At 34.9% G+C, this 24,155-nt stretch carries 15 protein-coding genes; 14 read left to right on the top strand and 1 reads right to left on the bottom strand.

All coding sequences use genetic code 11. The features are described from left to right. The first annotated feature begins 125 nt into the window (after positions 1 to 125). Together ACWA1F_RS16815 and ACWA1F_RS16810 are read left to right on the top strand one after the other, a co-directional pair. Positions 126 to 1,571, top strand: coding sequence for a tagaturonate reductase (locus ACWA1F_RS16815; protein WP_456895279.1), 1,446 nt, complete (start codon positions 126 to 128; stop codon positions 1,569 to 1,571). 197 nt (positions 1,572 to 1,768) lie between these two features. After that, the gene (locus tag ACWA1F_RS16810) at positions 1,769 to 3,391 is read left to right on the top strand and encodes a UxaA family hydrolase (RefSeq protein WP_306159389.1); all 1,623 of its coding nucleotides are present in this window, start codon (positions 1,769 to 1,771) and stop codon (positions 3,389 to 3,391) included. 332 nt (positions 3,392 to 3,723) lie between these two features. On the opposite strand, the gene ACWA1F_RS16805 is transcribed toward ACWA1F_RS16810, so the two are convergent. Then, positions 3,724 to 4,752: a LacI family DNA-binding transcriptional regulator gene (locus ACWA1F_RS16805; RefSeq protein ID WP_456895277.1), complete on the bottom strand. Its 1,029-nt coding sequence runs from the start codon at positions 4,750 to 4,752 to the stop codon at positions 3,724 to 3,726. 287 nt (positions 4,753 to 5,039) lie between these two features. On the opposite strand from ACWA1F_RS16805, the gene ACWA1F_RS16800 reads away from it, so the two are divergent. The 12 genes from ACWA1F_RS16800 (at position 5,040) to ACWA1F_RS16745 (ending at position 24,075) form a co-directional block, all read left to right on the top strand. Next, positions 5,040 to 6,479 (top strand): glycoside hydrolase family 28 protein, encoded by a 1,440-nt coding sequence (locus ACWA1F_RS16800; RefSeq protein ID WP_456895275.1) that lies wholly within the window; start codon positions 5,040 to 5,042, stop codon positions 6,477 to 6,479. A 30-nt stretch (positions 6,480 to 6,509) separates the two neighbouring features. Continuing rightward, complete coding sequence (locus ACWA1F_RS16795) at positions 6,510 to 9,638, top strand: SusC/RagA family TonB-linked outer membrane protein (protein ID WP_456895273.1); 3,129 nt, start codon at positions 6,510 to 6,512, stop codon at positions 9,636 to 9,638. Between the two features lie 12 nt (positions 9,639 to 9,650). Next, entirely contained in the window at positions 9,651 to 11,339 is a 1,689-nt protein-coding gene (locus ACWA1F_RS16790) for a RagB/SusD family nutrient uptake outer membrane protein (protein WP_456895271.1), read from the top strand. A gap of 101 nt (positions 11,340 to 11,440) precedes the next feature. Then, the gene (locus tag ACWA1F_RS16785; RefSeq protein ID WP_456895269.1) at positions 11,441 to 12,379 is read left to right on the top strand and encodes an alpha/beta hydrolase fold domain-containing protein; all 939 of its coding nucleotides are present in this window, start codon (positions 11,441 to 11,443) and stop codon (positions 12,377 to 12,379) included. Between the two features lie 12 nt (positions 12,380 to 12,391). Next, positions 12,392 to 13,357 (top strand): DUF4861 family protein, encoded by a 966-nt coding sequence (locus tag ACWA1F_RS16780; protein ID WP_456895267.1) that lies wholly within the window; start codon positions 12,392 to 12,394, stop codon positions 13,355 to 13,357. A 177-nt stretch (positions 13,358 to 13,534) separates the two neighbouring features. Continuing rightward, on the top strand, positions 13,535 to 14,728 hold the full coding sequence (locus tag ACWA1F_RS16775) for a glycoside hydrolase family 88/105 protein (protein ID WP_456895265.1): 1,194 nt from the start codon (positions 13,535 to 13,537) through the stop codon (positions 14,726 to 14,728). 9 nt (positions 14,729 to 14,737) lie between these two features. After that, the gene (locus tag ACWA1F_RS16770; RefSeq protein ID WP_456895263.1) at positions 14,738 to 15,943 is read left to right on the top strand and encodes a glycoside hydrolase family 88/105 protein; all 1,206 of its coding nucleotides are present in this window, start codon (positions 14,738 to 14,740) and stop codon (positions 15,941 to 15,943) included. 77 nt (positions 15,944 to 16,020) lie between these two features. Then, positions 16,021 to 17,247: a glycoside hydrolase family 88/105 protein gene (locus ACWA1F_RS16765; RefSeq protein ID WP_456895261.1), complete on the top strand. Its 1,227-nt coding sequence runs from the start codon at positions 16,021 to 16,023 to the stop codon at positions 17,245 to 17,247. 305 nt (positions 17,248 to 17,552) lie between these two features. After that, on the top strand, positions 17,553 to 19,142 hold the full coding sequence (locus ACWA1F_RS16760) for a glycoside hydrolase family 43 protein (protein ID WP_456895259.1): 1,590 nt from the start codon (positions 17,553 to 17,555) through the stop codon (positions 19,140 to 19,142). Positions 19,143 to 19,358: 216 nt separating this feature from the next. Continuing rightward, complete coding sequence (gene pelA / locus ACWA1F_RS16755) at positions 19,359 to 21,359, top strand: pectate lyase (protein ID WP_456895257.1); 2,001 nt, start codon at positions 19,359 to 19,361, stop codon at positions 21,357 to 21,359. A 99-nt stretch (positions 21,360 to 21,458) separates the two neighbouring features. Beyond that, complete coding sequence (locus ACWA1F_RS16750; protein ID WP_456895255.1) at positions 21,459 to 22,814, top strand: glycoside hydrolase family 28 protein; 1,356 nt, start codon at positions 21,459 to 21,461, stop codon at positions 22,812 to 22,814. A 517-nt stretch (positions 22,815 to 23,331) separates the two neighbouring features. Then, positions 23,332 to 24,075 (top strand): rhamnogalacturonan acetylesterase, encoded by a 744-nt coding sequence (locus tag ACWA1F_RS16745; RefSeq protein ID WP_456895253.1) that lies wholly within the window; start codon positions 23,332 to 23,334, stop codon positions 24,073 to 24,075. Positions 24,076 to 24,155 lie beyond the last annotated feature (80 nt).

Genomic DNA, 24,155 nt, shown 5'->3' with positions numbered 1-24,155 from the left:
CATTCCTCACAGCAGACTTTGTTTTACCCAATCGAGTGTAATGTTTCATTTACAGTTTTAAAAAAAGGACATAAACAATAGGGATTTATAGTGGTTATTTAAAACACTTTAAAGAAAAATTTAAAATGAAAAAATTAAATAGAATAAATACAGGATTAGAAAAGTTACAGCCAATTAAGGTAGTTCAGTTTGGAGAAGGGAACTTTTTAAGAGCTTTTGTAGATTACGCTTTTCACAAACTAAATACTGAAGTTGATTTTAATGCTGGTATTGCAATAGTTCAGCCTTTGAAAGACGGTATGGTCAACATGATTAATGATCAGGACGGTTTGTATACTTTGTTTATGAACGGAATCAAAAAAGGCGAAAAAATACAAAATATTGAGTTAATTTCTAATATTGTAAAAACTGTAAACCCTTATACTGAATTTTCAAATTATTTGGCTTTGGCTAAAGAAGAAGAACTTCAGTTTATTGTTTCTAATACTACTGAAGCTGGAATTGAATTCATTGGAAGTGATACTCCAGACATGCAGCCACCCGTGTCGTTTCCTGCAAAGCTGACGGTTTTATTATATGAAAGATTTAAACATTTTAATGGTGATGCTTCTAAAGGAGTAACAATCATTCCATGTGAATTGATTGATTATAACTCAGAGACCCTTAAGAAATATATTTTGCAATATTGTGATACATGGAAGTTAGAAGATGCATTTAAAACTTGGGTATCAGATGCTTGTACCTATCACAGTACTTTGGTTGACAGAATTGTTCCTGGATATCCAAGAGCTGAAATTGAAGAATACAATAGTAAATTAGATTATCAGGACAATTTAATTGTTGCTGCTGAACCTTTTTTCCTTTGGGCTATTGAAGGTGGAGATGATTTAAAAGCAAAATTGCCTTTTGATAAAACAGATTTGAATGTAAAAATCGTTGATGATATTCGTCCTTTTAAAATGATTAAAGTTCGTATTTTAAACGGTTCTCACACTGCAATGGTTCCTTTTTCACTTTTGTATGGTAACAAATTAGTGATGGAAACTGTTAACGGAGATTTTACAGGAAAATTTGTAAATAGCGTTATTGGTGAAATTAGTGAAACGCTTGATATGGATAAAAATGAAATTACGGCCTATTGTGAGGAAGTGATGGATCGTTTTAAAAATCCATTTATCAAACATGCACTTGCTGATATTGCATTAAATTCTATTTCGAAATTCAAAGTAAGAGTTTTGCCTAGTTTATTAGGATATTATAATGCTAACAAAAAATTACCAGTTAATTTAACTTTCTCATTAGCGAGTTTAATTCGCTTCTATAAAGGAACATGGAATGGACAGGAATTGCCTGTTAAAGATGGTGAAGATATTACAACGTTCTTTAGCGGACTTTGGAAGTCTGATGATTACGAGAAAATTGCTCGTTTGACATTACAAAACAAATCTTTCTGGGATGAGGATTTAACAGAAATTCCAGGATTAACTAGAGCTATTACAATCGCTTTAGAAGAAATTGATTCAAATGGTATTGAAGCTGGTTTTGCTAAGTTTCAAGAAAGAATAAAATAAATAGGATCTAAGAATTAAAATCTAATTTGATCTGCTGAAATCTTTTATAATCTGCGTGAAATATTTTTTCACGCAGATTTACACAGATAAAAGCAGATTTAAATTTAAGATTGTGAGTAAGATTGAGAAAAAGTGAATTATACTCAATTGCTTGAAAATAAAAGAAAAACAAAAAGAACAAAGAACAAAGGTTAATTATGGCAACGCAGAAAAAATTAATAAAAGTACATCCTACTGATAACGTAGCGGTGGCTTTGGTAAATCTGTCAGCTGGCGAAGTGATTGATTTTGAAGGACAATCAATTGCTGTTGAGTCTGATGTGAAAATGAAACATAAGATTGCAATGGTTCCTTTTAATGTAGGAGACAGAATCATTATGTATGGTGTTTTGGTTGGAAAAGCAAGCGCAAGAATCGAAAAAGGAGGATTGCTTTCTACTGCAAACGTAAAACACGAGAGTGATAAAGTTACAGGTAAAACTGAAACTATTGGCTGGACAGCTCCAAATGTAGATAAATGGAAAGACAGAACGTGGCAGGGCTATCATAGAGAAGACGGGCAGGTTGGAACAGAAAATGTGTGGTTGTTTTTTCCATTGGTTTTTTGTGAAAACAGAAACATCGAAATCTTAAAAGATATTTTTGAGAAAGAATTGATGAAACCTAAAGAAAACGATTATCAATTATTGTTGCGTTCTTTAGTAAAATCAGAAACGGGCGGAGCAGGAAATCAAGAGGCTTCAAACGATGCGAACTTGTTCAATAATATTGAAGTAAAATTCATTACGCACCAAGGAGGCTGCGGTGGAATTCGTCAGGATTCTCACAGTTTAGCTAAACTTTTGGCTGGTTATGTAAATAATCCAAACGTAGCTGGAGCAACGGTTTTGAGTTTAGGATGCCAGAATCTTCAGATTTCAATTTTCAAAGAAGCTTTAGATGCAATCAATCCAGACAGTAAAAAACCTGTTTTAATCTACGATCAGCAGTCTATCGGAACTATTGAAACGATGTTGAGCAGTGTGGTAAAAGATACTTTTGAAGCGATTAAAAAAGCAAACGAAATTAAGAGAGAACCAGCGCCATTATCTAAGCTTAGAATTGGTTTAGAATGCGGTGGATCTGATGGATTCTCTGGAATTTCTGCTAATCCAACTTTAGGAGTTTTGTCTGATAAATTGGCAGCATTAGGAGGAACGACAATTCTTTCTGAGTTCCCTGAGCTATGTGGTGTAGAACAAGAATTAGTAAACCGTTGTGTGGATGACGAAGACGGAAAACGTTTCTTAGATTTGATGAAATGGTACGAAAAAACGGTTGTTGATGCTGGTTCAGGATTTGATATGAATCCGTCTCCGGGTAACATTAAAGACGGTTTGATTACGGACGCTATGAAATCTGCAGGAGCGGCTAAAAAAGGAGGAACATCTCCAATTGCTGGTGTTTACGATTATGGGGAGTATATCAACGAGCCAGGTTTAACATTGCTATGCACGCCAGGAAATGATGTGGAGTGCACAACTGCAATGGTAGGCTCGGGAGCGAATATGGTATTGTTTACAACAGGTTTAGGAACTCCGACAGGAAATCCAATTGCACCAGTAGTAAAAATATCTTCTAACTCAGAGTTGGCGGCAAAAATGTCTGACATCATCGATATTGATACTGGTGGAATCATCAAAGGTGAAAAATCTATCGAAGAAATGGCCGATGAAATGCTTGAAACTATTATCGATATTGCTAGTGGTACGGTAAAAACTAAAGCGGCAATATTAAATCAGAACGATTTTATTCCTTGGAAAAGAGGAGTTTCTTTGTAATTTTTTAGATTCAAAGTTACAAAGTAACAGAGTAACAAAGGTTTATATAGAAAGACGCACAGTAGTGCGTCTTTTTTTTAACCATATAAGTGATATAAGTTCATTTAATAGATGCTTTTAGATTGGGTTGTTTTCGAAGAAAGAGATCATATAAGCGTACTGATTCCTGCAAGGTTTCCAAAACCTTGTAGGTCTCCTGCGCTAAGCGGTTGAAAATGCGAAATAGGATAATGAAAACTTGTTTTTGCTAAAAAAAAATACCTACAAGGTTTTGGAAACCTTGCAGGAAAGCTTAAAATGAACTTATATCACTTATATGGTTTAAAAACTAATTAAAAATTGGTTCTTGTAGAAGATTTACGAATGTGTAATTCTGGGGCAAGGACAACCTTTTTCTCTATTTTAATGGTATCGGTTTTGTCGACTTGTTCTAAGAAAACGCGGGCAGACATTTTTCCCATTTCTAAAGGAGACTGATCTACAGAAGTAATCGATAACTCCATGAATTTGGTAAAAGGCTCGTTACTGAAACCGGCTACACAGAACTCATTTGGAATGCTAATATTTCTGTTTTGTAGTTCTTGAATTGCGCCTAGAGCGGCGAAATCACTAGAAGAGAATATCGCGTCTGGCGGAGTTTCTAAAGCAAGTAATGCAGTAGCAGCTTCTTTACCTGCTTCAACACTACTTTTTACATGAATAACATATTCTTCATTAAATTGAAGTCCGTTGTCTAATAAAGCTTGTTTGTAGCCTAAAAACCTGTTTTTAAAGATATCTAAAGACTGATCTCCAGAAAAATGTGCAATATGTCGGCAACCTTCATCAATTAAATGTTTGGTGGCTAAGTAACCTCCTTTAAAGTCATTAATGGTTACAGAACTTACGCCATCAATATGTTTGCTTCTATCGAAAAATATCAGAGGTACATTTTTTTCTAAAACATTTCTGAAAGCGCTATCATTTTCATCTGAAATACCAGTAACCGACATCATGATACCGTCTACCTGTGCATCTACCAGCGTATGAAGGTTTTCATTTTCTCTTTTAATGCTTTCGTGCGTCTGGCAGATAATAACCTGATAACCGTGAGGATAAAGTTCTTCTTCGATTCCTCGAATAACCGAGGCGAAAAAGTTGCTGTCAATACGCGGAACAATAACTCCGATATTATTGCTTCGACCGCTCTTTAAAGCGAGTGCCAATTTGTTTTGCTTGTAGTTCATCGCAGCAGCTGTCTTGATAACCAACTCACGCGTCGCTTCCTTTATTTTAGGATTGTTGTTCAACGCTCTGGAAACTGTTGCAGCTGTGATGTTTAATTTTTCAGCAATATCGTAAATAGTTACTTTTTCACTCATTCAAAAAAAGTTTTCGGATTATTTTTAGACAAAAGTACATTTTTTTTCATTATGTAATAAAAATTGTTATCGATTACCATATCGAAAAGCTAAAACGTTTTAGATTCTACAATGATAATAAATTATCTAATTTTTTGCATTAAATGTAATTAAATTTTGCAATAAAAATTAAATATATAATTTTTTTCTAAATTAATTTGGTCTCTTAGAACAATTTTTCTACTTTCGTGTAATCGATTACATAAATCTTGAGATTTTTGGCGTCCAAACAAGAAATATCTATACAAATGATTACAAATAAGATAGTCGCATTTAAAAAGATTCTTTTTTTCGCTGCTTTGGGGCTGTCACTGGCATCTTGCACAAGACATTCTTCTTCAATCTCTTCAGATAATCCATGGAAAAGAATGGATTTGGTCGTAAAAAGTATTCCGCAGACACATTTCTCAGATAAAGTATATAGCATAAATGATTTTGGCGCTGTTGCTGATGGAAAAACATTAAACACGGTAGCTTTCCAAAAAGCAATACAAAAATGTGCAGCAAATGGAGGCGGTCGAGTTTTGGTTCCAAACGGAAAATATTTGACAGGCGCAATTCATTTAGAAAGTAATGTGAATTTGCATTTAGAAGATAACGCTGAAATTCTGTTTAGTTTAAACCCAAAAGATTATCCTATTGTTCATACTTCTTGGGAAGGTACAGAAGTAATGAACTTTTCGCCACTTATTTATGCTAAAAACAAAACCAATATTGCAATTACAGGAAAAGGAACTTTAAATGGTCAGGCAGATAGTACGAATTGGTGGATTTGGTCTGGAGGAAAAAATTATGGATGGAAAAAAGGAATTCCATCTCAAAATGATCCAACAAATCGTGAGGTTTTGGTGGATATGGCAGAAAAAGGGATTCCAGTAGCAGAAAGAGTTTTTGGTGAAGGGCGCTATTTAAGACCAAATTTTATCGAGTTTTTTGAATGTAATACGGCCTTAATAAAAGATGTAACCATTATTAATTCTCCTTTTTGGATTTTACATCCGATAAAAACCAATAATATGATTATTGACGGAGTAACGGTCAACAGCCATGGCCCGAATAATGACGGCTGTGATCCAGAATATTCGCAGAACATTTTAATCAAAAACTGCACTTTTAATACTGGGGATGATTGTATTGCTATTAAAGCAGGACGCGATGGCGACGGAAGAAGAGTGGCAATACCAAGTAAAAATATCATTGTGCAAAACTGCAAAATGATTGATGGACACGGCGGTGTTGTAATTGGAAGCGAAATTTCAGCAGGAGTAAATAATGTTTTTGTTGAAAACTGTGTGATGGACAGTCCGAATCTGGATCGTGCCATTCGAATTAAAACAAATTCAAAAAGAGGAGGAATTATAGAAGATGTCTATGTTCGAAATCTTGAAGTGGGAACAGTTAAAGAATGTGTTTTAAAACTGAACATGTTTTACAACGTCTACGGATCTCAGACCGGAAATTTTATTCCGACGATCAGAAATATAAGCTTAGAGAATGTCACGGTGAAAAACGGTGGAAAATACAGCGTTTGGGCAGAAGGTTATGCGGAGTCTCCAGTTGAGAATATTACGCTGAAAGATGTAAAAATCCAGAAAGTAGATTCAGTCTACTTATTAAAAAATGTAAAAAATATAAACTTTATAAATACCTATATCAATGAGAAAAAAGTAGAATCTATTAAAAACTAAACACTATCAATTAACCAAACTTTAAACCACATGAGTATTAAACAATTATCTGAGAGAAAAGATAAGTACTTTGTATTTTTCTTTTTCCTGAATTTTTTACTGTGCAGTTCTATTAACGCACAGTCAACCACAATAGAGGGAAAGATTACCGACGCTACGGGTATGTCACTGCCAGGGGTAAACATTAATGAAAAGGGGACTAAAAATGGAACTTCGACAGATTTTGAAGGAAGTTTTAAAATTAATGTATCAAACAGTAAAGCAATTTTAATAATTAGCTATTTAGGATTTCAGACACAGGAGGTAAGTGTTGCTGGAAAAACTAAAATCAATGTAAGTTTAGCAGAACAGTCAAATGCATTGACTGAAGTAGTTGTCGTAGGATACGGCTCTGTAAAAAAGACAGATCTTACTGGATCTGTTAGTACGATCAGTGCGGCTACTATTACAGAAAGAAACACAATCAGTCCGCTAGAAGCGATTCAAGGAAGTACGCCTGGGGTTCAGATTTCATCTTCTACAGGTCGTGCAGGAGACGGATTTAAAGTTGTTATTAGAGGAAACAACTCATTGATTGCCGATTCTAGTAATTCGACTATGGTAGGTTCTTCACCTTTATACGTTGTAGATGGCGTTCCGATGGATGGAATTGATTTCTTGAATCCGCAGGATATTGCTCGAATGGACGTTCTAAAAGACGCTTCTTCTGCTGCTATTTACGGTTCTAGAGGTTCTAATGGAGTTATTATTGTAACAACAAAAAGCGGAACAAGTGCAAAAGCAGGTATCAGTGTAACTTTTGATACTTCTTACGGAAATAAAACGGCGACAAGATTGCCAAATATGATGACAGGAGAGCAGTGGTGGAAATTTCACCAAGTGGCCTACATGAGTGCAACTCCTGCAACACAAACTCCAGCGCAATTGGCTGCTTTGGCAGGAAACCAAAGTCCGTTATTAGTATCTCGTGCCAACAGCGGTTACAATTTTGATTGGTACGATGCAGTATTGAAATCTGGAATGACAGAGAATAATTATTTAAATATTACAGGCCGTTCAGATTCTGGTTTAAGCTATAATTTAGGCTTCGGAATCCAGAGTGATCGTGGTTTAATTGAAAATGATTCAACAGATAAATATTCATTCAAATTAGGATTAAATCACAAAATAAATGATAAGTTTTCTACAGGTGTAAACGTTACGATTGCTAGATTAGACAATCAGTTAGGTAGTGATTTAGCCATGCAGGACGCATTTAGATTGAGTCCGTTAATGTCTCCGTGGGCAATTGATGCAGCAGGAAACGAGCAAGTTGGAACATTGTTTTTTCTTCCAGGTAAGTTAACTTATCCTAATGGAGCTTGGGCAATCAATAAAACTTCAACTGTAAATCCATTAATGGAAATTGCTAATTCTTCTCAAACAGAAAAAACTTGGCAAACAGTTGGTAATGCTTATTTCCAGTACCAGCCGTTAAAATGGCTTTCGTTTAAAACAACTTTTGCGGCAGGAATTATGGATTCGCAAAATTCAAAAGCGTATACAGCACAGACGAATGCAGGGGTAACATTAAACGGAAAAAATTCTGCAACTCTAGAAAATTCAAACAACTTCAATTACACTTGGGATAATCAGATTGATTTGAAACATACTTTCAATGATGTTCATGATTTTAGTTTGTTATTGCTTCAGAGTTTATATTCCAATACAGATGAATTTTCTTCATTATATTCTAACAACCAGCCTTTTGATGTAGGTACAGATAATATGGGGTCTGGTGTTCAGACAAGTTATGTGGTAAAATCATCTTTTGCAAAAAACACTTTAAACTCTTATGCAGTTCGTTTAAATTATGCGTTTAAAGACAAATATTTAATTACTGCTTCTACAAGATGGGATGGATCTTCTGTGCTTTCTGAAGGAAATAAATGGCAGAGTTTCCCTTCTGTAGCTTTAGGATGGAAATTAAGCAAAGAATCGTTTTTAGAAAATAGTTCTTTCGTTTCTGATTTAAAACTGCGTGCGAGTTTAGGTTACACAGGAAATGACAACGTAGCTCCTTATACTTCTCAGGCCTTATTAAACCAGCAAACATTTTATGCAGCAGGTCCAAATGTGGTTTCAGGATGGCAATCAGAGAATTTAGCAAACCCTGATTTAACTTGGGAAAAAACAAGAGAATATAATTTAGGTATTGATTTTGGATTTCTAAAAAATAGAATTACAGGTTCTGTTGATGTTTACGACAGATTATCTGATGACTTGATTTACAAACAGCAGTTACCATCAGAATCAGGATGGAAAAATACTTTTGCTAACGTTGGTTCTGTAAGCAATAAAGGGGTGGAAGTTTTATTGACTACTAAAAACATCAAATCTCGTTTGGTAACTTGGGAAACTACTTTCACATTCACTAAAAACGTAAACAAATTAGAGTCTATTTACAATCAAGATAAAGTAAGTGATATTGGCAATAAATTGATTCTTGGTGCGCCTTTAAATCCAAATTACAATTATGTTTATGATGGAGTTTGGCAGGAAAGCGAAGCGGCAGCAGCGGCTTCTTATGGAATGGCTCCAGGACAGGCAAGACCAAAAGATTTAAATGGTGACGGTAAATTTAATCAGGATGATAGAACTGTAATTGGTAATCCAAATCCAGAATGGCAAGGAAGTTTTTATTCTAAATTAAATGTAGGTCAATTCGATTTTAACTTCTCCGTAATTACAAGTCAAGGACAAACAGTTTTGAGTACTTTTCACCAAAACTTTGCTGACGTAAGTGATAGAGGACGCCAGAAATTAGCAATGGATTATTTTATTCCTACTAATGGAACAGGAATTGAAGCAAATGCGAATAATACGAACCCAAGACCAGGGCCTGTTGCAACGGGAGCTGGAGCGTATTGGACTTCATTATTCGGGTACTACAGAGATGCTTCTTATGTGAAAATTAAAAATATATCTTTAGGTTATACACTAGATTCTGAATTATTGAAAAAACTGAAAATTTCTAATTTCAGAATTTATGTAAACGTTTTAGATCCATTTGTGTTTACAAATTTTGATGGATATGATCCAGAATGGGCCGCTTCACCTTTTGGTGTAAACCGTCCGGCAGCTGTAACTACACAATTGGGATTAAGTGTTAAATTTTAATAAAGATATCAAATGAAAAAAATATTAGTAATGATAGGAATAATTGCAGCAGCGGTAAGCTCTTGCAGTGATTATATTGAAGAAGATAGCCGCTCGTATGTGCCAGCGGATGAAACATATAAAACAGCCTCAGGATTTCAGTTATTAGTCAATACAAATTATGCGTGGCTAAAAGGAATTTATGGAAAAAATCCGTGGCTTTTTGAAGCTGGAACCGATATGTATGCCGAAGGAAGAACTCCAGAACCAGCAGGTTTGAGCCAGTATACGCTTTTAATTCCATCTTCTACAAATGTTGAAGATTTGTATGTTTCATGTTATCAGCTGATTCAGTCTGTAAATAAAACGATTTATTATTCTACAATTACAGAACAGACACCCAATCTGAATACATTAGTAGGAGAGGCAAGATTTTTACGAGCAAATGCGTATTTCTTATTAGTTCAGACATATGGCGGTGTGCCAATTGTAAATGAGAATATTACAAGTCCTGTTTTATTTTTTACAAGAAACACTGCAGAAGAAGTATATGCTCAAATCATATCAGATTTAGATTTTGCTTTGGCTAATGCAGGAACTGCTGCTTACAGCACAGCTGGAAAAGTAAATAAGAGAGCCGTAAACGATTTATTAGCAAAAGTTTACCTGACAAGAGGATACGAAAGTTTTGCAAAACCAGATGATTTTTCAAAAGCGGCTACCTATGCAGATGCTGCAATTGCAGGGCAGGCACTAAATATTCCTTTTGGCCAATTATTTGTTACAACGGCAGCTGGTACTGATAACGATTTGAATGCTGAAACGATTTTTTCTGTACAATATGATAAAGCTTCAGTAAGCACAAATCCAACAGAGTTGGGTAACAATCAGTTTTACTATTTCAGTTCTTATTTAGGAGGAGCAGAAACAGGAGCGCCATTAAGAAGTTACAATTTATGTCCTACAGATTATGCTTTAGGTTTATATGAAAAAGGTGATGCAAGATGGAATGCCACTTTTATGACCGAAATTTTAGAAGGGCCAGAAACAGTAAACGGAGTTACAAAAACAATTTTATATTATCCGTATTACAGAAGTTCAAATCCAGCTTCATTAAAAGTGAGACATTTTTACGAACCAAAATGGTTTACACCTGCAGACAAAACTGCTTATATGACAACAAATGCTTCAAGATTAGCTTCGACATTTGTATACCACCCTTGGGGAGAATATTCGGCAGCACATACATTAATCAAAAACTTAGACTGTTACACAATTCCAGTTAAGAAGTTTGATGATGCAAATCCGACTACGCCATCAAGCACAGGACCTGTGAGCACAAGAGATATCATTATTTCTAGACTTGGAGAAACGTATTTAATTGCTGCAGAAGCGTATTTAAAAGCAGGAAATCCAGGAACAGGATTAGACCGTTTAAACGAAGTAAGAAGAAGAGCAGGTGTTGCTAATGCGACTTTGGCTCAATTTAATATCGATTATATCTTAGACGAAAGAGGAAGAGAGTTATTGGGAGAATACAAGCGTTGGTTCGACTTAAAACGTACAGGAACTTTGGTTGCAAGAGCTTCTGCTCATAATTATAGAATAAAAGAAGCAAATTTTGTTGGTATAGACGGTCAGCTTAAAATTTTAAGACCAATACCGCAATCAGCTTTAGATTTGAATCAGAATAAAGATTTTCCTCAAAATCCTGGTTATTAGTAATTTGTTAGTTTTTTGAGAACTATGTTTTTTGAAGTAGTTAAAAAGGAGTTTGACTATAGGTCGAACTCCTTTCTTAACTAAAAAAGTAAAGATTAAAAATGCGAAAATTTAAATTAATCTTAGCGTTGTTTTTTAATGTCATTGTAATGCAAAGCCAGCAATACAAGGTAGATACGTCGTATACCATTAAAAGCACTTATGCTAAATTAATTAAGAAATATCCCTTTATTACCATTCCTGAAATAAAAGCAAATCCAGAAGTTGTAGCAACATTCGATTTAGTTTACAATAAAAAAGAGGATCGAACTTTACATTTTGATGCCTTTATCAATACAAAAAAGAAAAAAAATCCTGCTGTTATCCTGATTCATGGCGGCGGATGGAGATCAGGAAATAAAAGTCAGATGCAGTTTATAGGAAAAGAAATTGCAGCAAAAGGCTTTTCTTGTTTTGCGATTGAATACCGATTATCATTAGAAGCAAAATATCCAGAAGGAGTTATTGATGTCAAGAATGCAATAAAATTTATCAAAGACAATGCGGCAAAGCTTAATGTAGATCCAAATAAAATTGCGGTTTTAGGCTGTTCTTCGGGAGGGCAAATGGCAGCTTTAATTGGTACAACAAATAACAATCCGCTTTTTGAAGATAAAAATTTTAAAAGCCATTCTTCTTCAAAAGTCCATGCCATAATTGATGTAGATGGAGTTTTGGCATTCAAACATCCAGAATCGTCAGAAGGAGATATGGCAGCATTTTGGTTAGGAGGAAAATCAGATGAAATACCTGAAAATTGGAAAAATGCTTCGGCGCTAAGCCATACAGACCAAAACACACCGCCTGTATTATACATCTGCAGTAGTATTCCAAGATTTCATGCGGGGAGAGATGATATGATTAAGATTTTGAATGAAAATAAAATTTATAGTGAAGTGCAGACTATTCCAGATTCTCCACATTCATTTTGGTTTTACGACCCTTGGTTTACACAGACAATTTCGTACAGCGTACGATTTCTAGATACAATTTTTAAATAATTAGCATACAAAATGAAAGCAAAAATCACCACAGCAGTTTTATTTTTCGCAGGTTTAACGGCCATAAACGCGCAGAAATACGATATTAAAACCAATAAAACCTACGCCGAAATATCTGCAAAAACAGACGGAAAATGGGAAGGAAGAAAGTATAAAGGCGGAACTGTGTTTAAAAATGTGGACCGATTAAAACTGGCTCCAGAACATACCGATCATTCTTTTGACATTCGTTACGAAGGACCAGGTTGGGAAAACAACAGAATTGGTTACCGTTTGTATTTAGATTGGAGAAATGCGATTGATATTTTCGGAAAAAAGACATCAGAAAATATTCTACCGCTTGTTGGGCAAGACGGATTTGATTCTTACCATAACATGAGCGATTGGGGAGCTGATATATTGAAAGCAGGAAAAGGAATCGGAATTGGTTCTATCGACCGTTATTTAAACAATGAAAAATTACACTTCCGTGAAGTAGATTCGACTATCGCAACTGTGGCTAACAAATCGAATGAATCTACGGTAAAAGTAAATTATTATGGATGGAAAACAGCTTCAGACAAAATTGATTTTATTTCAGAACTGACAATAAAACCAGGCCAATTATATACGCAGCATACTATTAAAGCATCTCAGGCAATAAAAGGAATCTGTACTGGAATTGTAAAACAAAAAACAGCTGAATTGCTTAAAAAAGAAAGCAAGAATAAAAAATGGGCGTATTTGGCAACTTTTGGAGAACAATCTTTGGTTCCAGATAAGCTAGGAATGGCAATTTTTTATGAAATTAGTACTATCGAAAATATCGCAGATACGGATTTAGATTATCTTTTAGTTTTTAAACCAACTACAAAAGCGGTAACTTTTTACCTCTTGGGAGCTTGGGAACAAGAAGTAAACGGAATTAAAACCAAAGAAGAATTTGCTAAATATTTAGATAAACAATTGGAAGTACTGAATAAAAAAGGGAAGATGTAAGTTGTTTTTGCCACAGATTAAATGATTAAAAAGATTTACAAATTAGAAATTTTAAATCTGCTGGATCTGCTAAATCTGCGTGAAAAATATTTAGCATATTGAAAACAAAACAGTATAAAAAAGTTAGCAAAGAATAATCCAAGTAATCCATTAATCTGTGGCAAAAAAAATATAAATATGAAGTATAAAAAAACAGCCATATTATTATTTCTGCTTTTCAATGTTTTTGCAATTGGGCAAAATCAAGCCGATGCAGCTGTGATTTCTTATGATTTAAAATGGTCAGAACGTACAGCGCTTTCTATTTTAAATAAATACCCAAATGCTTGGCAGCTCGACGGAAACGACAAGCCAAAATGGGATTATAAAATGGGTTTTGTTTTGTCTGGTTTTGAAAAATTATACCAAAAGACAAACAATCCAAAATACCTGAACTATATCAAAGAGTATGTTGACGGAATGATTGACAGTACCGGAAATATCAAAAAATACGATCTTAAAGAATATAATATTGATTATTTGAATCCTGGAAAATTGCTGTTTAATTTATATGATGTCACAAAGGATTCGCGCTATCTGCAGATTATCGGAAGACTAAGAAATCAGTTAGAAAGTCAGCCAAGAACAGCGAGCGGAGGATTTTGGCACAAACAGATTTATCCAAATCAAATGTGGATTGACGGTTTGTATATGGCAGAACCTTTTTATACGCAGTTTACGGTTAAGTACGAAAAAGGAAAAAATTTGGATGATATTGCGAAACAATTCGAACTCGTTCAAAATCATATTGTAGATAAAAAAACAGGTTTGGTTTATCAGGCTTGGGACGAAAGCAAAGAGATTGCATGGGCAGATAAACAAACGGGAACTTCGCCTACCATTTGGGGAAGAGGAATTGGCTGGTATATGGTGGCTTTGGTAGAAACTTTAGATTATTTTCCGAAATCACATCCAAAACACAAAGTTTTGGTGGGGTATTTGAATCAGATTGCAAAAAATGTGAATCAGTACAAAAGTGAAACGGGTTTATGGTATCAAGTGGCCGATAAACCAGATTTATATGGAAATTACATAGAACCTTCAGCTTCAGGAATGATTATTTATGCTTTTGCAAAAGGAGCGAATAAAGGATATTTAGCGGCAAGCTATAAAACAGTAGCTAAAAAATCATTTGACAGTTTTGTAAAAGAATTTGTGAAAGTAGATAAAAAAGGAGAAGTAAATGTTTTGAATGTTTCTTCCAATGTTGGTTTGGGCGGAAAGCCATTTCGAGACGGAACAAATAATTATTATCTGACTTCCAAAACAAAAGAAAATGGTGCAATAGGCCTTGGAGCATTTTTATTGGCATCAATTGAATTGGATAAATAAGCGTTTTTGATGGATAGAAAAATAAAATATTTGAGTTCGATACCAGTCATAATTTTTCTGTTATGTTCAATTTTCAATGTAACAGCTCAAGAAAAGGCAATTGTTATTTCTAAAGATTTGAAATGGTCAGAAAGAATGGCGCTTTCAATAATGAAACGCCATCCAAAAGCTTGGCAGATTGATCATAACGAAAAACCAAAATGGGATTATAAAATAGGTTTAGCCATGCTGTCTTTTCAAAAATTATATCAAAAGACCAACAATCCGATTTATTTTGAATATGCAAAAGGATACGCAGAATCGACAATTAATGAGTCTGGAGAAATATTGAATTACAAATTGGAAGATTACAATATTGATAATATCAATGCTGGTAAAATACTTTTTGATCTTTACGATTCGACTAAAGAACAACGTTATTTAACAGCTTTGCAGACCTTGAGAAAGCAGTTAGAAACACATCCAAGAACTAATTCAGGAGGATTTTGGCACAAAAAGATTTATCCGTATCAAATGTGGCTGGACGGATTGTATATGGGCGAGCCGTTTTATGCACGTTACACTGCTGAATTCGAAAATAACAAGGCCTTTGACGATATTGCAAAACAGTTTGAAGAAATTCATAAACACACTGTAGATCCTAAAACAGGACTTCTTTTTCACGCTTGGGACGAAAGTAAACAAATGGCTTGGGCGAATAAAACAACAGGAACGTCACCCAATTTTTGGTCAAGATCTATTGGCTGGTACATGATGGCTTTGGTTGATGTTTTAGATTACATGCCAAAAGACCATCCAAAAAGAAAAGAACTAATCCAGTACTTGAATCAGATTTCGAAAGCTGTGGCAAAATTTCAAGACAAATCGGGATTGTGGTATCAAGTTACAGATGCCGGAAATAAAAAAGGAAATTACCTTGAAGCATCTGGTTCTGAAATGTTTGTTTACGCTTTCGCTAAAGGAGCAAACAAAGGATATTTACCAGAAAGCTATAAAAAGTTAGCAGAAAAAGGATTTGAAGGTATTGTAAAAAAGCTAGTCACCGTAGATCCAGATGGAGAAATACATATTACGCAAGTTTGTGCGAGCGCGGGGCTAGGAGGAAACCCTTATCGCGATGGCTCTTATGAATATTATATAGGCGAAAAAATAAAAGTAGACAATTCGCATGGATTAGGCCCTTTTATTTTAGCTGCATTGGAATTAGATAATTAGTCAATTAGAAAATTAGATAATTGGAGAATTAGAAAATTAGAGAAAATAGATTATAGTAGAATTAAATATATTTTGAAATGAAGAATAGTAGAAAGCAAAGTTACCTAATGTCAGTTTTACTGATTTGTGTAATGACAATTACGAGTTGTAAAGTAACCTCACAAGAGCCAGCGAAGAAAGATATCGTGATTGGAAAGAATCTGAAATGGTCTGATAAAATGGCTTTAACTTTGATGAAACGTCATCCAGAAGCCTACATGCTGGATGATGCCAAAAAGCCAAAGTGGGATTATGTTCACGCTTTAGTTTTACATTCTATCGAAGAATTGTACAAAAAAAATCCTGACCCTAGATACAAAGCTTACATAAGAGGATATGTTGATGAATTGGTTCAAGCAGACGGAGAAATCAAAACCTATGAATTTGATAAATTTAATATCGATTTGGTAGTGCCAGGTAGACTTTTATTTGATATTTATGCAGAATCTAAACAAGATAAATATCTTAAAGCTTTACAGCAAATACGCAAACAATTGGCAGAACAGCCAAGAACGGCAAGTGGCGGATTCTGGCACAAACAAATTTATCCAAACCAAATGTGGTTAGATGGTTTGTATATGGGAGAACCATTCTATGCACAATACACCGTAACGTTTGAAAATGGAAAAAGTCTGGATGATATTGCAAAACAATTTGAGCTAATCCAGCTACATGCAACAGATCCTAAAACAGGATTATTGTACCACGGATGGGATGAAAGCAAACAAATGCCTTGGGCTAATAAAGAAACAGGAAATTCTCCAAATTTCTGGTCTAGAGCATTAGGCTGGTATGTAATGGCATTGGTTGACGTTTTAGATTATTACCCAAAAGAGCATCCAAAGCAAAAAGAATTAGTTAAATATCTAAATAATGCTTCTGAAGCTTTACTTAAATACCAAGATAAATCATCTGGGTTATGGTACCAAGTTACAGACAAAGCTGGTGAAAAAGGAAATTATTTAGAAGCATCTGGTTCGGCTATGTTTGCGTATGCGTATGCAAAAGGAGCAAACAAAGGGTATTTGCCAGCTAAATTTAAAAAAGCAGCCAACAAAGCTTTCGACGGATTAACAACAGTATTAATCAAAAAGGTAGATGCTGACGGCGGAATCACTTTAACAAACTGCTGTCAAGTAGCAGGTTTAGGAGGAAATCCATACCGTGATGGTTCTTACGAATATTACGTAAACGAAAGAAAAAAAGACAACGACCCAAAAGCAACAGGACCATTTATTTTAGCTGCTTTAGAGCTAAATAGATAATAAAGTTTAGCCACGAATTGCACGAATTTCCACAAATTAGTATTCGACTTCACGACGAAAAAATTAGCGTAATTAGTGTAATTCGTGGCAAAAAAAAACAAAGTTTCGCTCAGATAAACAAAAAAATTGTGTCTTAGCGCCTTAGCGGCAAAAAGCAATCGATTTCTTTTAGACATGCAGACGAGAAAATTAGTGCAATTAGTGTAATTCGTGGCAAACAAAAACTTTGCGTCTTAGTGGCAAAAAAAACTTAGAGAGCCTCTGCGTAAATCATAGCGTGCTTTGCGGTAAAAAACAATACAACAATGAAAAATATAAAAATCATCCTTTTTCTTCTTTCCATTTTTTGTTTTCAGAAGAATACAGCACAAGTCTGGACATCAGATAATGGAGACGGAACCTACACAAACCCAATCCTTCACGCCGATTATTCAGATCCAGATGTCGTTCGCGTAGGCGATGATTATTATATGACCGCTTCTTCTTTTAATTGCATTCCAGGATTACCTATTCTGCATTCTAAAGATTTGGTAAACTGGAAAATTATCGGACACGCTTTGGTAAAACAGCCGCCGTTTGAAACGTACAATAAAGTACAGCACGGAAACGGAGTTTGGGCGCCAAGCATCACCTATCATAAAAATGAATTTTACATATACTATCCAGATCCCGATTTTGGAATTTATATGATAAAAGCAAAAAAAGCAGAAGGCCCTTGGTCGGAACCTCTTTTAGTAAAAGCAGGAAAAGGACTGATAGATCCTAGTCCGCTTTGGGATACAGATGGAAAAGCGTACCTGACTCATGCCTTTGCTGGAAGCCGCGCACAGATTAAAAGTTTACTGGTAGTCTGCACCATGAATCCAGAAGGAACTGTTGTAAACAATGACGAAGTAATGGTTATTGACGGACATAAAGGCGAAGAAACAATCGAAGGCCCTAAATTTTACAAACGAAATGGCTATTACTACATTTTTGCTCCTGCAGGAGGTGTTCCAACTGGCTGGCAGACTATTTTAAGATCGAAAAATGTTTTCGGACCTTATGAAAAGAAAAAGGTTCTAGAACAAGGTTCGACCGCTATAAATGGCCCGCATCAAGGCGCTTGGGTTACGACTCAAACAGGCGAAGATTGGTTTTTCCATTTTCAGGACAAAGGCGCTTACGGACGAATTGTGCATCTGCAGCCGATGAAATGGGTAAACGATTGGCCAGTAATGGGAGAAGATTTTGATAAAAACGGAATTGGCGAACCAGTTACGACTTATAAAAAACCAAACGTTGGTAAAAAATATCCAATCGAAACTCCAGCAGAATCAGACGAATTTAATTCGCCAAAATTAGGATTGCAATGGCAGTGGCAGGCAAACAGACAAATCAATTGGGGATTTCCGACCAGCTTAGGTTATCTGAATTTGTTTTGCAATACGACTTCTCAGAACATCTTCAATGCTCCAAATTTATTATTGCAGAAATTCCCAGCAGAAGAATTTACAGCTACCACAAAACTGACTTTTAATCCGAGATTAAACAAAGAATCTACAGGTTTAATCGTAATGGGATTAGATTATAGTTTTTTATGCTTTAAAAATGTTGACGGAAAATTATACCTAAGTCAGAAAACGGGAACTTTTGACAAAACGGTTTCAGAAACCGAAACGGCACCTATAAAAATAGAAAACAATACGATTTACCTTAGAGTGCAAATTACTAAAGAAGGCATGTGCAGTTTCTTTTACAGCTTAGACGATAAAAATTATCAAAAAGTTGGAATCGATTTTAAAGCTAAAGAAGGAAAATGGATTGGTGCCAAAGTCGGACTTTTCGCTTTAGGCGAAGAAGTGAAAAACGATTCTGGAAATGTTGAAGTAGATTGGTTTAGAATAACAAAATAGAGTAAAAAAGAGAAAAATGCCTTTTTTTTGGATTTTTGTCGAAAAAATGGCTTTCATAATTTAATTCTGACGAACAAAAACAAAAAAATAATATCAGAATACATTTAGTAAGAATTTAATGCTTTAAAACTACTTTTAAATGATTTTTCTTACAATTTATAAATTTATATGCCTTTTTTGCTTTCAAAAATAAACAGATAGTTAAAACAGATCAAGATGGTGCAATTAAAAAAAACAGCTTTACTGCTTCTTGCATTTTTAAGTATTGGACTTCACGCTCAAACCACTTATAAAAGATGGCCAGATATTATTCGTAAAAGTGATGCGGCTTGGTTTGCTTCGGCGGAAGCCAAAACAATAGCAGAAAATGTACTGCTGTACCAAAGAGATATTGGAGGATGGCCAAAGAACATTCAAATGCAAGAAGAATTAACTGAAAAGCAGAAAAAAGATTTAATTGCACTCAAAAAAACGACTGTAGAAACCACAACAGACAACGGAGCAACTTGTCAGGAAATGCTTTTTATGTCGAGAATGTATGCTCAGGTTAAAGACGAACGTTACGCAGCCTCTTTTTTAAAAGGATTAAATTATTTGTTGGAAGCGCAATATGACAATGGTGGTTGGCCGCAGTTTTATCCGTTAAAAAAAGGCTATTACACGCATATTACCTACAACGACGATTCGATGGTAAACATCTTGAATGTAATTAAAAACGTTGCAGAGGAAACCGATTATTACAGCATAAAACCTTCAAAAGAAATTGTTGATAAATGTAAAAAGTCTTTCGAAAAAGGAATTGACTGCATTTTAAAAACACAATACAAGCAAAACGGAATTTTAACTGCTTGGTGCGCACAGCATGACGAGATTACGCTGCTGCCTGCAAACGCAAGAGCTTTTGAATTGGCATCACTAAGCGGATACGAATCAGCAAAAATAGTATTGCTATTAATGGCAATTGATAAACCTTCGCCAGAAATTGTTACCGCTGTAAAAAGTGCAGTCGCTTGGTTTGAAAAAACAAAAATTACCAATCTGGAAGAAAAAAGAGTACTGAACGATGCAGGAAAAATTATCGATAAAAAGATGATTCCAACTCAAAATGCTGCACCGCTTTGGGCAAGATTTATGGATCTGGAAACCAACGAACCTTTCTTTTGTGATCGCGACGGAATTAAAAAGAAATCTATTGCAGAAATTGGTTCCGAAAGAAGAAATGGTTATTCGTGGTATACGGATGCGCCAAAAGAAGTTTTGAAAAAATTTCCAGACTGGGCCGTTAAAAACGGTACAAAGGTAGGAGCAGCCGAAAAGAAAAATGTAAACTTCATTACTGTAGCGCAAGATGGTTCTGGTGACTTTACTAAAATACAAGATGCTGTATACGCAACACCTGCATTTCCGTATGAAAAAGTGACCATTTATGTAAAAAACGGAATTTACAACGAAAAAGTCCGAATTCCAGAATGGAACAATAACGTCATTTTAAAAGGAGAAAGCAAAGAGAACACTATTATTACCTTTGATGATAACTTTTCTAAAATTGGTTTAGGAAGAAACAGTACCTTTTATACGTACACGGTTTTAATAGAAGGCGATGATTGTTCTGTTTCAAATTTAACGATTAAAAATGCCTCGGGAGATCGCGGTCAGGGAATTGCCTTATCGGTTGTCGCAAATCGTGTAAAAGTTTCAAACTGCAATCTTCTAGGAAATCAAGATACCTTATACCTGTCTGGAAAAGAAGCCAAACAGTATTTTAAAGACTGTTATATAGAAGGAACTACCGATTTTATTTTTGGAGGTGCGACAGTGCTGTTTGAAAATTGTATTATTCACAGCATTAAAAGTTCTTATATTACGGCGGCTTCAACTCCAGAAGGAACAGCTTTTGGTTTTGTATTTAAAAACTGTAAAATTACTTCCAATCCAGAAGCATCGCAAGTATATCTAGGAAGGCCTTGGCGTATTTATGCCAAAACCGTTTACATAGAATGTGAATTAGGAAAACAAATTAAACCAGAAGGCTGGGAAAACTGGTCGAAACCAGAAGCAGAAAAAAATAGCTTTTATGCCGAATACAATTGTAAAGGAGAAGGAGCCCAAACAGTTCAGAGAGTAAAATGGTCGCATCAGCTTACAAAAAAAGAAGCTGGTCAATATTCTATAGAAAACATTCTTAAAGACAAAATTACAAATTGGTATTTTTTATAAAGGGCTAAGGTTCTGAGCTAAGAGGCTAAGCTTCTTCGTAATGCTTCTCTAAAGAAAACCTCAGAACCTTAGTGCCTCAGAACCTTAGAACCTAAAAAAATGAATTTAAAATATATCATTCTCCTTTTTATTTCAGTTACTGCTTTTGCGCAACAAACTTCATTTCCATCTGCAAAAGTAGATTCTATTGTAAAACGAATCCAGCTGCCTGTAATTTCCACTTATCAAATAAATATCATAAAATTAGGAGCTAAAGGTGATTCGGTTACCAATAATAAAAAAGCTTTTGATAAAGCCATGGCTTTATGCAAAAAGAATAATGGCGGAACGATTATCGTTCCAAAAGGAATTTATAAAATTAATGGGCCAATCCACTTTGTAAGCAACGTCAATTTAAAGATCGAAAAAGGAGCCAAAATTAAATTCAGTGATAATCCGCAAGATTATTTACCCATGGTTCTAACAAGCTGGGAAGGCACAATGCTGTATAATTACAGTCCATTAATTTATGCCAATAATTGTACAAATATTGCAATTACGGGAGAAGGAGTTATAGACGGAGAAGGAGGTAAAACTTGGAAAACCTTTAAAGCAAAAGAAGGCAAAGGTAAAGAATTAAGTCGTGAAATGAATCATAACAATGCACCATTAAACGAAAGAAAATTTGGAGAAGGCTATTTTTTAAGACCGCAAATGATTCAATTTTTAGATTGCAAAAACATATTAGTCGAGAATATAAGAATAGAAAATTCTCCTTTTTGGTGTCTGCATCTCTTAAAATCAGAAAGTATTACAGTACGTGGCATCAGTTATAAATCCTTAAATCACAACAACGACGGAATCGATCCAGAATATGCAAAAGACGTCTTAATTGAAAATGTCACTTTTGACAACGGAGACGATAATGTAGCCATAAAAGCAGGAAGAGATCACGAAGGAAGAGCCAATACAGCAACACCAAGTCAAAATATTGTCATCAGAAACTGTAATTTTAAAGGACTTCACGGCGTGGTTATCGGCAGCGAAATGTCAGCAGGAGTACAGAATGTCTTTGTTGAAAACTGCAAAACCGTTGGTTATTTAAAGAGAGGCATTTATCTAAAAACAAATGCAGACCGAGGCGGTTATATTAAAAATATATTTGTTAGAAACATTCAATTAGACCAAGTGGAAGACTGTCTCTATATAACAGCCAATTATCACGGAGAAGGAAAAGGCTATCAATCGGATATATCCAATATACATTTTTCGAATATTACTTGTAATAAAGCATCCGAATCAGGAATTGTAATTCAAGGATTTACAGACAAAAAAATCAAAAACATAACCTTAAACAACATAGAAATTAAACAAGCCAAAAACGCCCTGTCAAACGAAAATGCAGAAAATGTATTAATGACAGATGTTTTTATAGGACAAAGAGCAAGCGTGCCAACAGCAGTTTCGAAACCTTAATTTTTTTTGATTCAAAGGGACAGAGAGACAAAGAGACAAAGGTTTTTACGAACCGAATTGTAGAGACGCACCGCAGTGCGTCTAACACAACGATTTATGCTTAAAATAAAACTTTGCGCCTTTGCGTCTTTGCGCGATTAAATAAAAATAATCGTAGCGCAATTCTAGTTTCAGAAACAGAAAATGCTTAGTTAAGCTTAGAAAAAAACTTTGCGACTTCGCGTCTTTGCGCGATTAAATAAAAAGAATCATCGCGCAATCTTAGTTTCAGAAACAGAAAATGCTCAGTTAAGCTTAAAAAAACTTTGCGCCTTTGCGTCTTTACGCGATTAAATAAAAATAATCGTAGCGCAATTCTAGTTTCAGAAACAGAAAATGTGCAGTTAAGCTTAAAATAAAACTTTGCGTCTTTGCGTCTTTGTGGCAAAAAGAATTAAACAAAAAACCTTGCGTACTCTGCGTAATCCTTTGCGAACTTTGCGGTTAAAAAAACAATGCATCTAAACTCATTAAAAAAATGAAAAAGTATATAATCCTCACACTTCTGATCACCACAGCAGCCGTAGCCCAGAAAACAAACCTATATTGTATTGGCGACTCCACAATGGCAAACAAAAAAGATCCAGAGAAAAATCCAGAACACGGTTGGGCACAAGTTCTACAGCCATTTTTTACAGATAATATACTAGTAGTAAACAAAGCAGTAAACGGCCGCAGCACCAAAAGCTTTATTGCAGAAAAACGTTGGGACTCTATATATAAGGTACTAAAAAAAGGAGACTACGTACTGATCGAGTTTGGACATAATGACCAAAAAATAGAAGACCCCTCACGATATACCAACCCGCACACCGCTTACCGCTACAATCTGATCAAATTTGTAAAAGAAAGCCGTGAAAAAGGAGCAATTCCTATTTTGCTGACTTCTATCAGCAGACGTAATTTTAATGAAAAAGGAGTATTGGTGCCTACTCATGGTGATTACCCTTTAGAAACCAGATTGGTAGCACAAGAATACAATGTACCTTTTATAGACTTAGAATATTATACAGAACAGCTAGAACAATCTTACGGACCAGAAAACTCTAAACTTTTGCATTTGCATTTTAAAGCAGGTGAAAATCCATTTTACGATAAAGACAAAGCAGACGATACCCATCTTTCCTTAAAAGGAGCAACAGAAATAGCACAGATTTTTATAAGCCAGGTCAAACTTTTAAAAAGTCCTTCACTTCAAAAACTTCAAAAAGAAATTAAATAACCCTTTATTTAATTAATCTCAAATAACCTTAAATACTGTACAAAACCTGTTTTTGTACAGTATTTTTTTTTACTGCAAGT

Source organism: Flavobacterium erigeronis (assembly GCF_054075165.1).
This window is presented reverse-complemented; position numbering and strand designations above follow the sequence as displayed.

Coding starts and splice junctions, on each gene's coding strand:
- ACWA1F_RS16815 (WP_456895279.1), top strand. CDS start 126: ATGAAAAAATTAAATAGAATAAATACAGGATTAGAAAAGTTACAGCCA.
- ACWA1F_RS16810 (WP_306159389.1), top strand. CDS start 1,769: ATGGCAACGCAGAAAAAATTAATAAAAGTACATCCTACTGATAACGTA.
- ACWA1F_RS16805 (WP_456895277.1), bottom strand. CDS start 4,752: ATGAGTGAAAAAGTAACTATTTACGATATTGCTGAAAAATTAAACATC.
- ACWA1F_RS16800 (WP_456895275.1), top strand. CDS start 5,040: ATGATTACAAATAAGATAGTCGCATTTAAAAAGATTCTTTTTTTCGCT.
- ACWA1F_RS16795 (WP_456895273.1), top strand. CDS start 6,510: ATGAGTATTAAACAATTATCTGAGAGAAAAGATAAGTACTTTGTATTT.
- ACWA1F_RS16790 (WP_456895271.1), top strand. CDS start 9,651: ATGAAAAAAATATTAGTAATGATAGGAATAATTGCAGCAGCGGTAAGC.
- ACWA1F_RS16785 (WP_456895269.1), top strand. CDS start 11,441: ATGCGAAAATTTAAATTAATCTTAGCGTTGTTTTTTAATGTCATTGTA.
- ACWA1F_RS16780 (WP_456895267.1), top strand. CDS start 12,392: ATGAAAGCAAAAATCACCACAGCAGTTTTATTTTTCGCAGGTTTAACG.
- ACWA1F_RS16775 (WP_456895265.1), top strand. CDS start 13,535: ATGAAGTATAAAAAAACAGCCATATTATTATTTCTGCTTTTCAATGTT.
- ACWA1F_RS16770 (WP_456895263.1), top strand. CDS start 14,738: ATGGATAGAAAAATAAAATATTTGAGTTCGATACCAGTCATAATTTTT.
- ACWA1F_RS16765 (WP_456895261.1), top strand. CDS start 16,021: ATGAAGAATAGTAGAAAGCAAAGTTACCTAATGTCAGTTTTACTGATT.
- ACWA1F_RS16760 (WP_456895259.1), top strand. CDS start 17,553: ATGAAAAATATAAAAATCATCCTTTTTCTTCTTTCCATTTTTTGTTTT.
- pelA (WP_456895257.1), top strand. CDS start 19,359: ATGGTGCAATTAAAAAAAACAGCTTTACTGCTTCTTGCATTTTTAAGT.
- ACWA1F_RS16750 (WP_456895255.1), top strand. CDS start 21,459: ATGAATTTAAAATATATCATTCTCCTTTTTATTTCAGTTACTGCTTTT.
- ACWA1F_RS16745 (WP_456895253.1), top strand. CDS start 23,332: ATGAAAAAGTATATAATCCTCACACTTCTGATCACCACAGCAGCCGTA.